Origin of the sequence: Psychroserpens mesophilus (assembly GCF_050617655.1) — a bacterium.
GTDB classification, from domain to species: domain Bacteria; phylum Bacteroidota; class Bacteroidia; order Flavobacteriales; family Flavobacteriaceae; genus Psychroserpens; species Psychroserpens mesophilus_A.
Window position 1 is genome coordinate 1 of the sequence record NZ_JBODQC010000421.1, and the last position, 244, is coordinate 244.

Annotated in this window: 1 pseudogene; it reads right to left on the bottom strand. The window is 64.3% G+C overall.

The annotated features are described in order from the left end of the window. Positions 1–244, bottom strand: a pseudogene (locus ACRHNM_RS17855) (alpha-amylase); the annotation flags it as partial.

Here is a 244-nt window from a genome sequence, read left to right on the forward strand (position 1 = left end):
GGGAGGGTTTGCCAAACCCGGCATCCTCAGCCCCCGGCTCCCCGACCTCCTGGCCAAAATTCACCATGGTCGGCGAAGTGGTCAGGGTGGCCGAGACCACCATGGCCGGCATGCCGAGCCTGGCGTCCCCGGCAAATTCCGGGGAGGCGATTCGCTGCTCATCGTGGTTTTCCAGGAAGTGCAGCAGGTGGTGTTCAATGTCCGTTTGTCCGCGAAGGACCACCGGGATGTGGTCCGTCCAGCC